General features: G+C 31.4%; 13 protein-coding genes. 5 read left to right on the forward strand and 8 right to left on the reverse strand.

Going from position 1 to position 13,043, the window contains the following annotated elements; all coding sequences use genetic code 11:
- Positions 1 to 54: 54 nt before the first annotated feature.
- The 3 genes from LG295_RS10840 to LG295_RS10850 all read left to right on the forward strand — a co-directional run bounded on the left by LG295_RS10840 (position 55) and on the right by LG295_RS10850 (position 2,077).
- Positions 55 to 597 (forward strand): GrpB family protein, encoded by a 543-nt coding sequence (locus LG295_RS10840; RefSeq protein WP_107557879.1) that lies wholly within the window; start codon positions 55 to 57, stop codon positions 595 to 597.
- A 230-nt stretch (positions 598 to 827) separates the two neighbouring features.
- Positions 828 to 1,748, forward strand: a complete 921-nt coding sequence (murB, locus tag LG295_RS10845; RefSeq protein ID WP_318833076.1) for a UDP-N-acetylmuramate dehydrogenase — start codon at positions 828 to 830, stop codon at positions 1,746 to 1,748.
- 14 nt (positions 1,749 to 1,762) lie between these two features.
- Positions 1,763 to 2,077 (forward strand): CHY zinc finger protein, encoded by a 315-nt coding sequence (locus LG295_RS10850; protein ID WP_107531876.1) that lies wholly within the window; start codon positions 1,763 to 1,765, stop codon positions 2,075 to 2,077.
- 278 nt (positions 2,078 to 2,355) lie between these two features.
- Here LG295_RS10850 and LG295_RS10855 read toward each other — a convergent pair whose 3' ends face one another.
- From LG295_RS10855 to nrdI, 8 genes are all read right to left on the reverse strand, one after another.
- Positions 2,356 to 2,682 (reverse strand): PH domain-containing protein, encoded by a 327-nt coding sequence (locus LG295_RS10855; protein ID WP_107531877.1) that lies wholly within the window; start codon positions 2,680 to 2,682, stop codon positions 2,356 to 2,358.
- Positions 2,683 to 3,000: 318 nt separating this feature from the next.
- A complete protein-coding gene (locus LG295_RS10860) occupies positions 3,001 to 4,047 on the reverse strand; it encodes an ABC transporter substrate-binding protein (RefSeq protein ID WP_318833077.1) in 1,047 nt (348 codons plus the stop codon).
- 100 nt (positions 4,048 to 4,147) lie between these two features.
- Positions 4,148 to 4,948: an ABC transporter ATP-binding protein gene (locus LG295_RS10865; protein WP_107531879.1), complete on the reverse strand. Its 801-nt coding sequence runs from the start codon at positions 4,946 to 4,948 to the stop codon at positions 4,148 to 4,150.
- Positions 4,945 to 5,904: an iron chelate uptake ABC transporter family permease subunit gene (locus LG295_RS10870; protein ID WP_107531880.1), complete on the reverse strand. Its 960-nt coding sequence runs from the start codon at positions 5,902 to 5,904 to the stop codon at positions 4,945 to 4,947. The genes LG295_RS10865 and LG295_RS10870 overlap by 4 nt, the downstream gene beginning before the upstream one ends.
- A complete protein-coding gene (locus LG295_RS10875; RefSeq protein WP_107557883.1) occupies positions 5,894 to 6,862 on the reverse strand; it encodes an ABC transporter permease in 969 nt (322 codons plus the stop codon). The genes LG295_RS10870 and LG295_RS10875 overlap by 11 nt, the downstream gene beginning before the upstream one ends.
- Before the next feature lie 396 nt (positions 6,863 to 7,258).
- On the reverse strand, positions 7,259 to 8,227 hold the full coding sequence (gene nrdF / locus LG295_RS10880; RefSeq protein ID WP_107531939.1) for a class 1b ribonucleoside-diphosphate reductase subunit beta: 969 nt from the start codon (positions 8,225 to 8,227) through the stop codon (positions 7,259 to 7,261).
- A gap of 115 nt (positions 8,228 to 8,342) precedes the next feature.
- Complete coding sequence (gene nrdE / locus LG295_RS10885) at positions 8,343 to 10,448, reverse strand: class 1b ribonucleoside-diphosphate reductase subunit alpha (RefSeq protein ID WP_107557884.1); 2,106 nt, start codon at positions 10,446 to 10,448, stop codon at positions 8,343 to 8,345.
- A complete protein-coding gene (nrdI, locus tag LG295_RS10890; RefSeq protein WP_017722526.1) occupies positions 10,411 to 10,809 on the reverse strand; it encodes a class Ib ribonucleoside-diphosphate reductase assembly flavoprotein NrdI in 399 nt (132 codons plus the stop codon). Before nrdI ends, nrdE begins: the two co-directional genes overlap by 38 nt.
- Before the next feature lie 721 nt (positions 10,810 to 11,530).
- Between nrdI and LG295_RS10895 the strand changes: the two genes are divergently transcribed.
- Positions 11,531 to 12,412, forward strand: coding sequence for a DMT family transporter (locus tag LG295_RS10895; protein WP_107530447.1), 882 nt, complete (start codon positions 11,531 to 11,533; stop codon positions 12,410 to 12,412).
- A 20-nt stretch (positions 12,413 to 12,432) separates the two neighbouring features.
- Positions 12,433 to 12,933 (forward strand): preQ(1) synthase, encoded by a 501-nt coding sequence (gene queF, locus LG295_RS10900; RefSeq protein WP_107557885.1) that lies wholly within the window; start codon positions 12,433 to 12,435, stop codon positions 12,931 to 12,933.
- Positions 12,934 to 13,043: the final 110 nt, after the last annotated feature.

Here is a 13,043-nt window from a genome sequence, read left to right on the forward strand (position 1 = left end):
AGAATTTACAGTTTAACAGTTCTATCATAACATTGAAAGGCGTGGACAACCTACATGTATTCTCATATCCAACCATTAATAACAGAAGACCATAACAACATTTATCGACAACGATACCAAGAACTAAGCAATATCCTCTTCAACTTGCTTGATACACCTGTTAAATCAACGCATCATATCGGTGGGACTTCACACTTTAATTATCCAACCGAGCCTATTCTAGATATATTAGTGGGTGTAAATAATTTACATGATATTACATCCTTAGATGAAAAACGTTTGAATTATGAAGGATTCTACCGCTTGCACCATCCATATAATAAAAAAGTAGTTATGGCACAATTTAATAACTTAATAGAATTAAAACAAGTAGCTCGTTTACATATTATACAAAAGGACTCAAAACTTTATAACGACTACTTGCAAACAAATCTGTTACTCAGTAAAAATGACGCTTTAGTCACAACATTTGGCGAAGCAAAACAATCTGCTACACTTACTGCTACAAATATACGTGACTATGAAAATCAGAAGCAACAACTATTCGACAATGTCACAAAACATTTAAGTGACGGCATAAAAAGTACTGATAAGTAATTCATTATGCTTAAAAACTAAAATGACCATATAGAAATAAATAACTTAATTTTTATATCGTACATATGTAATTTAAGTCATTTTAACTTAATAACTAATTTACACAGGGAATTTCTTTAATATTTCATTAAAGTTAAAAAAATCATACATATTTTCCTAAGATTTTAGCCAAGCACGTAAATCATTGGTATAATAAATAAATGAATTCAACAAGAAAGGATGTTCTATAGTTGCATAAAGATAACATCTTAAAGGAATTAAAAGCAATTGTACCATCAGAAATTATTAAAATTGATGAACCCTTAAAAAAGTATACATATACACAGACTGGTGGTAAGGCTGATTATTATCTTTCTCCTACCAAAAACGAACATGTTCAAGCCATTGTTCACTATGCCTATACTAAAGATATTCCTGTGACCTATTTAGGGAATGGTTCTAATATTATTATTCGCGAAGGTGGTATTCGCGGAATTGTTATTAGCTTACTTTCACTTGATTATATCGATGTATCAGATGATGCAATTATTTCTGGTAGCGGCGCAGCAATCATAGATGTTTCACGTACTGCAAGAGATTATGCGCTAACAGGACTTGAATTTGCATGCGGTATCCCTGGTTCTATAGGTGGCGCTGTATTTATGAATGCAGGTGCTTATGGCGGAGAAGTAAAAGATTGTATTGATTATGCGCTTTGTGTAAATGATAAAGGCGAATTAATTACATTAACGAATAAAGAGTTGGAATTAGATTATCGCAATAGTATTGTGCAACAAAAACACTTAGTAGTCTTAGAAGCTGCATTTACACTTGCACCTGGCAATCTAGACGAAATACAAGCGACTATGGATGATTTGACTGAGAGAAGAGAAACAAAACAGCCATTAGAATATCCGTCATGTGGCAGTGTTTTCCAACGTCCTCCAGGCCATTTTGCAGGCAAATTAATTCAAGACTCTGATTTACAAGGTCATCGTATAGGCGGTGTTGAAGTATCTAAAAAGCATGCTGGTTTTATGGTGAACGTTGATAAAGGTACCGCTACTGACTACGAAGATTTGATTCACTACGTTCAAAAAGTTGTAAAAGAAAAATTTGACGTTGATCTCCATCCTGAAGTGAGAATCATTGGAGACCACCCTGTTGATTAATAGGAGTAAAGATTATGATTAATGTATATGGTTCTACAGTAGATAATGAATCTCGGTGTACACATTACCAAACACCATTAGATATCATTGCGATTAAATTCAAATGTTGTAACAAATACTATCCTTGCTACAAATGTCATAATGAACATGAAAGCCATAGCATACAACGATGGGATTCAGATGAATTTAATGAAAAGGCAATTTTATGTGGCGTTTGCCATCATGAAATGACTATAAATGATTATATGATGGTTGAAGCTTGTCCCGAGTGTGATGCACATTTTAACAATCGTTGTAAGTATCACTATCATTTATATTTTTCAGTTTAATTAACCATTTAACAATACGTGTTACATCTTATTTATTAAACAGAAGATGTAACACGTATTTTTTACAGTTTCTTTGATTTCAAAGTCTTGATTATTACGCTTTGCTTATGATACTTTTCTGTGATTTTGGATAAAAATAAACAGCCCCACAAAAATTGAAGGTGCTGTTTATTTTAAGTATTTATATTTATGTACCAAACTATTTCATTTGTTATAACTTCAATTATTAAATTCACAATTTCACTTTTTAATTGATTGCCAATTTTTTAGATATTCAATTAATGATCTATTTTATCACTAACAAATTGAACGAAGGTCTCTACGTCGCCTTTTTGAATATTTTTCATGGGCATTGGTCCAATATTAAATTTAAAATTAATCTTTTCGCCATCGTAATCAATTGATTCTATTTCGTTATACGCGATGCTTCTATAATAAAATTCACCGTTCATATCTACATTCAAGATAACTCTTTCGCTTGTAGCTATAAAAGCACCTTCAAATTCTGAAGAACCTTGTACAGCATATTCTATTGTACCTAATACATTAGGTCCCTTTTTCTCAGTTGGATATAAATCATTTGGATTAACATTGTCTAATATCATGTATTTCAATCCCCCTACATTCGTTGTTTTGATTTTTACAAGTTGATGTTAGAGGTTTGTTTTCTAAAAATCACCTTGTATTCGTTCCATTATTATAACATTACTACCTTAATGTTTAATAATATATTGATCTCGCTTAAAATCAATATCATACACATATTCAATTATCATTTGCAATATTATTATAAATTTGATTTAACTCAGCGATTTTATTACTTCTTAATAGTGCATTAGACTAGTTTTGCAAATTAAAAAGAGAGTCTGGAATTTACCAGACTCTCTTTTTAGACGTGCCCCCACAAATGACATCCTTTAACTTTATTTTTCTAAAGCTTTCTCAACTTCTTCAATTTGTTTAATTGCTGTTGTTGTAGAACCGCTTGCAAAGTACCAAAGTTTAGGATCTAGCTCATACACTTTGTTATCTTTAATTGCATCTACATCTTTAATTACATCATTACCTAATGCATTTTTAGCTGTTGATTTACCACCAATTGCTTGTCCACGGTCCATCGCAAAGATAATGCTCGGATTTTTCTCTGCTACATATTCATTAGTGACATTTTGACCATGTTTACTATTTTTTATATTATCATCAGCTGGTGTGAAGCCCATTGTGTCGAATATCATTGCACCGAAACGTTCACCTGATCCGAATGTTGATAATTCACCTTCGTTTACTAATAAGAATAAAGCTTTGTTATCTTTTAAATCTTTTGTTTTATCTTTGATGCTAGCAATTTTATCATCTAATTTTTTAGTTAGTGATTTGGCTTTGTCTTCTTTATCATAAATTTTACCTAAAATTTCAGTATTCTTTTTCAATGAATTGATTTCATCTTTATCGTCTACACCAACGTAAACGACTTTTGCATCTGGTGCAGCTTTTTTAAATTCATCTAGATTTTTTTGATTTGCTGTACGTCCAGAAATATAAATAACTTCTGGTTTAGCTTCAGCAACTTTATCAAAATCAACTTCTTTTAGACTTCCAGTATTTAAATATTTTTCATCTTTGAAATCACTTAAGAAATCTGGCAATGATTTATTACCTTCACCTTTAGGAAGTGCTTTAACTTTATCTTCAAGTCCCATTTCTTTCATTGTATCTAATGTTCCATAATCAAAAACAACTGCATTTTTTGGGTTTTTAGGAACTTCTACAGTTTCCTTAACCGCTTTAGCATCACTACCATCACGTTTCTCTCCACTTGCTTGATAGTTATTTTCAACCTTTACAGTTTTATTTGAACTTTCACCTTTTGAATCAGCTTCTGAATTCTTTTTGTCGTCTGATCCGCCATTATTACATGCTACTAATAAAAACATTAACCCTACTACTAATAATAAACCTAATTTTTTCATGTACTTAACTCCTCCTGGATTTCTAAATGATGTATTCCTTTTATGTCCCTAAAAGTTAACAACGTTACAGTTGCATCACTCCCCTCAAAGTCGGCATTAATTACATTGAATGTGCCAATACTAAATTTTGATGTGCTGTTAACTCATCGTAATAAACACATATACGTTGACCTCGAATTTCTTCAATTCTGACATCCATATCATATAATGTTTTTAACACATCTGTTTGGATAACATCATTTTTCGTACTTGCTTTTACAAGTTGACCCTCTTTTAATGCGATGATGTCATCTGAATAGCAAGATGCAAAGTTAATATCATGAATCACAACGACTATCGTTTTGTTCAAGTCTTGTGCCAGCCTACGCAGTGTTTGCATAATCTGTACTGAATGTTTCATATCAAGATTATTCAATGGCTCATCTAACAATATGTATTCCGTATCTTGAGCAATCGTCATAGCTACATAAGCTCGTTGACGTTGACCGCCAGAGAGTGTTTTTAAATAGCGATTTCTTATTTCATTTAATTGTAATAGATCTAAGGCATATTCAACTTGATCTCTATCTTCTTGTTTTAATCGACCTTTTGAATGTGGAAAGCGTCCAAATTTTACAAGTTCTTCAACAGTAATATTTAATTCTGTATGATTAGTTTGTTTTAAAATTGCTATTTTTTTAGCTAAATCATTACTTTTATAATCTGTAATTAATTTTCCTTCAATTTCAATCGTACCTGCTTCAAAATCTATCAACCTTGTTATAGCTGATAGGAGTGTACTCTTCCCTGCACCATTTGGACCTATCATAGTTGTCAATTTCCCTTTGTTGATTTCAACGTTTATATTCTGCAAAATCGCTTTATCTTGTATCGTCTTATTAAGGCCTTGAACTTTAATCAATGCGCATGTCTCCTTTTTATTAACAGATAAATGAAGTAACTTCCACCAACTAAATCAATGATTATGCTAACTTGTGTAGTTGCTTCAAAGAAATTTTCAACGACTGCTTGAGCTAAAATTAAACTTAACCAACTAATACAAATCGTTGCTGGCAAAATATACTTATGTTGATATGTTTTCATTAATTCATGTGCTAAATTGACTGTTAGTAATCCCAAGAATGTGATAGGGCCAACTAAAGCTGTTGATATTGATACCAACACTGACACTAGAATTAATAATAATCGTGTTAACGTTTTATATGATATACCTAAGTTAATTGCTTGGTCTCGACCTAATAACAGTACATCTAAATACGGTATTGCATAAACAGTAATTATAATAAGAATGATCAGTATAATGCCACATAGGATTACGAGCTTACTGTTAGAAGCATCAAAATTTGCAAACATCGCACTTTGAACTGCTAAGAAATCTTCTGGATTTATAATTAATTCTAAAAAACCTGTAATACTTCTAAAGAAAGTTCCTAAAATGATGCCAACCAGTAATATGAAATACACTGATACATCACCAATTCTAAAAATACCTTGAAATAGTAATAAAGAAAATCCAATCATAACTATTAAGGAAATTAAAAAGCTTAAGTATATATCTGTAACGAATACTGATTGTACACCGAATACAAATACAATAAGAACTTTTACAAACATATAAATTGCATCTAATCCCATAATAGAAGGTGTTAATAACCTATTAGTCGTAATTGCTTGGAAAATAACTACAGATGCCGCTATTGCGCCACCTACTAAAACCATAAGTATGAGCTTTCTCAAGCGACTAGTAAATTGATATTGGAATATTTCAAAATCAATACCTATGACAAGGTAAACCGCTGCTACTATGACTGTACATGCAATTAAGATGTACATTTTTGTTTTAGCGCTAATTTGCATAGTTATGTCTTCCTTTCATTAGCAAGATTAAGAAAATAATAGTGCCAAAGACTCCAATTGTTAAACCAATATTAATCTCATATGGATAAACAATCAGTCTGCCGACAATGTCTGAAAACATAACAAAAATTGCACCTAACATCGCTGTATGTGGTAAAGCATTTTTTAAATGATCTCCTCTAAAGATCGAGACAATGTTTGGGACAATAAGTCCTAAGAAAGGTAATGTTCCTACAGTAACAACAACTAAAGCTGTGATTGTGGCTGTAATAAATAATCCAATGTTAATAATTCTTTCATAGTTAACACCCAAATTATTACTGAAATCTTTCCCCATTCCTGCGATTGTAAAATGATTCGCAAAAATATATGTAATTATTAGTAACGGAATACTTAAGTATAAAATTTCGTATCTTCCACTCGTAATAATGGCAAAATTACCATTTAACCAGTTACCGATACTTTGAACGGTGTTCGTTCTAAGCGCTATAAAAGTTGCAAAACTCGAAACAATACCACCGAGCATGATGCCTAATAGCGGAATAAAAATAACATCGGTAAAGCGAATATATTGAACTAATTTTACAAATAAAAAAGTACCCGCAATACTCAAGACTACTGCAAAAACTAATTTAATCATGATATTTTCTTGAGGGAAAAATATCATTGATATTAGGATACCTAGTTTCGCCCATTCCATAGTTCCAGCTGTAGTTGGACTTACAAATTTATTTTGCATCATTTGTTGCATGATCAAGCCAGCAAGTGCTAGCGTACTACCCGATATTAATATACTGACAGTTCTTGGAATTCTACTTGAGACAATAATATTCATTTGCTCTTTAGACAGTGTGAAAATATCAGTAATAGAAACCTTACTCACACCTATAAAAAGAGAAAGGATAGTAAGTAATGATAAAATGATAGCTAAAACTATACCATTTAATAAGAATTTCATAATGATGTACCTCTAATCCTTTCATAATTGCGAATTATTCATGATGTTAACCAATGGTTATGATAATCATTATCAGTGATTATAATAAAATTTTACCATTTTTAAACGTAAATTCAATAGTAATCAGTGATTTAAATAAAAGTATTTAATTGCAAACTATATACAAAAATATTAAATTTACTATTTATCAGTTGTTCGAAATTTTATTCTATTGATATTAGTTGTTTAACTATTTATTTGGATAACTTCCCCTTTAATTTCTTGCTGAAATATTTAATGGGCTAAAAGTAGCTACTCATTACCATATAAAATAAGCCTTCTAAAAGTTAAACTTTTAGAAGGCTTATTGGTTTTATAATCATTATTAGCACACTAGGCTAATCTTATATTTATACTTTAGTCTTCGAAAACAAAGTCTTCGTCTTTTAACGCTTCAACATTTAAAGCTAATGTGTAGCCATCACCTTTTACGGAGAAGAAGTCATGGTTTTTAGTAGTAGTGTCTAAAGCATTTTCAATGATTGGATTAAATTCACGTTCTTCGAAATATGGATCAAATCCTAAGTTGGACAGTGCTTTGTTGCCATTATACCTAACATAGTTCAGTACATCTTCAGATAGACCAATATCATCATAGAGTGAATGTGTGTAAGCAACTTCATTTCTATATAAATCTTCTAATAATTTATACATTTCTTGATCTGCTTGTTGTTTTTCACTTTCTGAAAGTTCATTGCGTAAACTTTGTGCATCCATACCAGTAAATACACCATGAATAGATTCATCTAATAATATTTTGCGGATGATTTCTCCAGATGTAGTCATTTTACCTTGTCCTGCAAGATATAATGGGTAATAGAAACCAGAATAGAATAAGAATGTTTCTAAGAATACGCTTGATACGCGCGCCATATATTGATCATAAATCGAAGCTTCTTTGCCCCATAATTTATGATAATTATCAATAATTTTATCTGATTTATATTTCAAATGAGGTTCTTCAATAACCCATTTGTCTAATAAATAATTTGTTTCACTAGAAGGTAGTAATGTAGTAAAAATATGCGAATAACTTTTAGCGTGAATTTGTTCCATCATCGCCATAAATGAATAAACGGCTTTCTTACGTAAATCTGTCGTGTGTAACATGATAAGTGGCATACCATCATCTGCTTGATGCGTATCTAAGCCTGTTAATCCTGCTAAAGCTTTTTTAAATGCTTCTTTCTCAGGTTCAGATAATGTCTTCCAGCTTGCAATATCTTTAGATACTTTAAATTCTGTTTCTACCCACATTTGTGAAATATTTTGTCGCCAAAACATATTGGTCATGTCTTCTTGTGTATTCCAATTGACTGCTTTCATTTAGATAATGTCCCCTATCTAGTAAAAATTTAATTAACGCAGTGATTTACAGCCTAATCTGATTCTTAGACTAGACTGTTCTATATAATCACTTAACTTGGCTCTTATTGCTAAATTATATTGAACAACTTGTACATTCTTCAACACTCAATAATTTATTTCTAGTGTAATATAAAGATTTTAATCCTTTATGATGGGCATATACATAAAGTCTAGATAGTTCACGTGTAGAAATTTCAGAATTCACGTATAAAATTGTTGAAATACCTTGATCCACGTGAGTTTGAATTGTTGAGATTAAATCTATTAATTTCATTTGATCTGTATTAAATGCAGATTTATAGTACCACATTGTCTCTGGTGATAAGAATGGCATTGGATAGAAAGTTTCTGCATTCCCATAAGTACGGCGTTCAATTTGGTCAACGATTGGCATAACAGAACTAGTTGCATTTTGTACATATGAAATACTTTGTGTAGGTGCAATAGCTAAACGATATGCATGGAATAAACCATGTGTTTCTACTTCTTTTTGTAAAGCTTTCCAATCTTCAGCTGTTGGAACATCAAAACCTTCAAATAATTTACGAACTTTTTCATATTTTGCTTCAAAGTTTTGAGTTGTATAGAATGCGAAGTATTTACCGTTTGCGTAATCAGATTTTTCGAAGTCTTTGTATACTTCTTGTCTTTCTTTAGCAATTTCCATTGAACGTTCAATAGAATAATAGTTCATCATCATAAAGAAAATGTTAGCGAAATCTTTCGCTTCTTCAGATTCGTAACCAATTTTATTTTTAGCTAAGTAACCATGTAGATTCATTACACCTAATCCTACTGAATGTAACTCCCTATTAGCTTTTCTAACGCCAGGCGCATTCTGAATATCCGCTTCATCACTAACAACCGTTAAAGCATCCATACCAGTGTGTACTGAGTCTTTGAATTTACCTGATTCCATCACATTAACAATATTTAATGAACCTAGATTACATGAGATGTCACGCTTAATTTCATCTTCAGTGCCATAATCATTTATTATAGAAGTCTCTTGTAATTGGAAAATTTCAGTACATAAGTTACTCATTTTAATTTGTCCAATATCAGAGTTAGCATGCACTTTGTTTGCGTTATCTTTAAACATTAAATATGGATAGCCTGATTGTAATTGTGTTTGTGCAATCATATTTAACATTTCACGTGCGTCTTTTTTCTTCTTATCAACATTTGGGTTAGCAACAAGTTCATCGTAATATTCATCTAAGTTAATATCATCTAAAGTAACACCGTATTCTTTATAAACTGTATGAGGTCCAAACATATGGAAATCTTTGCCTTCTTTTGCAAGATCAAAGAACTTAGATGGCACAATTAACCCTGTTGAAATTGTAGACAAACGTAAATCTTCATCAGCGTTTACTTTTTTCGTATCTAAAAATTCTTCAACATCGTAGTGGAAAATATTTAAATAAACTGCACCCGCGCCAGGACGTTGTCCAAGTTGATCTGCATAGCTAAAGCCACCTTCAAGTGATTTTGCAACTGGAAGTACACCTTTGGCAACGCCTTTGATACCTTTAATCGCTTCGCCACGTGCGCGTAGCTTAGATAAATTAATAGCAACACCGCCACCAATTTTACTTAATTGTTTAGCTGTTGAATCAATGAAATTAATTGAATTTAAACTGTCATCTGTTTCAAGTAAGAAACAAGATACAAGTTCACCTCGACGAGCACGACCAGCATTTAAGAATGTAGGTGTTGCTGGTTGGTAACGTTGTTCAACCATTGCTGAAATAAATTGTTTAGCTGTTGCTTTATGACCATTTGCTAGATATAATGCTACGATTGCTACGTGTTGCTTATAATCTTCTAAATATTGACTTTTATCGTTTGTTTTTAAAGCATAATCTTTGAAAAACTTACTTGCAGACATGTAACTCGCAAATTTAAAGGGAATACTTTTAGCGTAATCTGTTATTTCTATCAAATCTGCTTCTGAATATTTTGCAAATAAGTCAAAATAGAAATCATTATCAACGAGATAGTGAAGGCGTTCGATTTCAGTATCAAAGTATATCGTTTTGTCTTCTATTTCTTCTAAATATACTGCTAATGCTTCTTGATCCTTTTCTAAATTGAAAAAGCCATTATCTTTACGTTTAGTAACCTCGTTATTTAACTCAATATGATTGTATTTCTTCTCGTCCATAATCTTCATTGAAATGCCCCACCTTATCTTTAAATTCGCTAATATCATTTTGTGTTCCTTGTACTTCAAATTTCATTAATAAAGGAACTTGATATTTTTCTGAGATAGACCGTCCAGCTTTCGCAAAGTTTTGACCCCAATTGCGATTTCCGCTCGCTGCAACGCCTTTTAATAAATTTTTATTTACATCTAAAAATGACTGAACTGGTTGTGGTACCTCGCCAAATCCTATCGTTCCAGTGACCAATATGAATGGTTCTTCAATTTTCTCAGAACAATTACTTTGTGTAATTTCCATCACATTCGTAAGCTCAGTTTTTTTGATGAATCTGCGCACATTACCGGAAAATGAAAAATAGACAACCTTCATAGGACCACCTTCTTTCTTAATTTAACTCATATTTTATTAATGAAAAATCACAACTATAAAATCTCACTATTACAATTCATACTTAAGAAATGATAACTAGTATTAACTTTTTGGAGTGAACCACTATATATAGTAAACTTGTTATCTATATGTTGGTATGTAAAAAATCATTAATTAAGTATTTATGCTTGATTTGTCATTATTAAACGCTCTCAATGGTGTTATTTTACTTAAAATTTGGTTTATTATAAATAAAGTGACTACGTATATAAAACACAATATATTGTGTTTTATCTTGGTCATCAATACTATATTATGTGTTTCATTATACATAATTCAGAACCTTATTTAAAGACCTTTGTTTTTGACAAAATGTTGAAGATGAGAGATAAATGGCACCAATTCAACTTTAAACAGATGTTTTTAGTTACAAAAAAATTTTTTTCAGAATTTAAGGTGTTTTCATTTGCTTTTTAAAAAAATCTTGTAACGCTTGATTTAGCGTGGTTTAGGTATTAAAACACTTCGCATTGCCCACAACACATATCACACAAACTATAAATTCTATTTAGATAAATTGTAAATTACCATACTAAAAACAGAACGTTTGTTCGTTTATATAAGCATAATATAGTTTCCTCAGAGTTTCAAGGATATATACATATTCTAGAAATATATGCTAATATATATACGTTAAAAACTAACAATTGAGGCGATACATGTGAATCCTAAAGTTAAGGGTATCATTGCCATACTTATTTCAGCAGTTGGTTTTAGCTTTATGTCTGTTTTCTTCAGACTAGCTGGTGACTTACCGGTATACCAAAAGTCACTTGCTCGAAATTTAGTAGCAATGTTTATACCTATGTATTTTATTTTCAAATATAAACAACCCCTATTTGGTAAACTCAGCAGTCAACCCCTGTTGATTTCGCGTTCAACCTTAGGTTTGATTGGTGTTTTGCTAAATATTTATGCAATAGATCATATGATTCTAAGCGATGCTGATACCTTAATGAAGTTAAATCCATTTTGGACTATCTTACTTAGTTTAATATTTTTAAATGAAAAGGTTCGTAATTATCAATTTATAGCTATGATCGTAGCTATAGCAGGCATGTTATTTGTGGTAAAACCAGAATTTTCATCATCTATGTTTCCAGCTATAGCAGGGTTATTATCTGGTATATTTGCAGCAAGTGCTTACACTTGTGTCAGGGCACTTAGTACACGCGAAGCACCCTATACGATTGTATTCTATTTTTCATTCTTTTCCATTATTGTTCTGATACCATTTACTATATTTACATTTGAGCCAATGACAATGACTCAGGTATGGTATTTAATCGGTGCTGGTCTATCAGCTGCCGCAGGTCAAATCGGTATTACGCTTGCTTATAGCTATGCACCTGCTAAAGATATTTCTATCTTTACTTATGCATCTATTATCTTTACCGCTTTATTTGGCTTTATCTTATTTGGTGAATCACCAGACTTTTACGCAGTACTTGGCTATATGATTATCATTGGGTCTAGTTACTATATGTTTGAAAAAGCAAGAAGACAACCTACTACAATTCAAAAAGCAGAACAAAAACCATAAATTTAAAGGAGTTTTCAATTATGAGCGAAGGACGTAACACAGAAGATTTACAAGATATTACTTTACTTGGCAATCAAAATAATAAATATGAATTCGACTATGACCCAGCAGTCCTAGAATCATTTGATAACAAACATCCAGGACGTGACTACTTTGTAAAATTTAATTGTCCAGAATTCACATCACTTTGTCCAATTACGGGCCAACCTGATTTTGCGACAATTTATATTTCTTATATACCCAATGTAAAAATGGTTGAGTCAAAATCATTAAAACTATACTTATTTAGTTTTAGAAATCATGGTGATTTCCATGAAGATTGTATGAATATCATTATGAAAGACTTAATCGAATTAATGGACCCTCACTATATCGAAGTTTGGGGGAAATTCACGCCTCGTGGTGGTATTTCAATCGATCCTTATACGAATTATGGTCGCCCAGATTCTAAGTATGAAAAAATGGCAGAACATCGTTTAATGAATCATGATTTATATCCTGAAAAAATAGATAATCGTTAATTCTCTATTTCCATAAACTATCAAAGAAACTTAACTACATGACATCTTTGATAGTTTATTTTTTTATACTTTTTTATCGTTAATTAACTGATTATTCATTAAATTTTGTA

The organism is Staphylococcus pseudoxylosus, from assembly GCF_044794325.1.
Classification (GTDB): Bacteria; Bacillota; Bacilli; order Staphylococcales; family Staphylococcaceae; genus Staphylococcus; species Staphylococcus pseudoxylosus.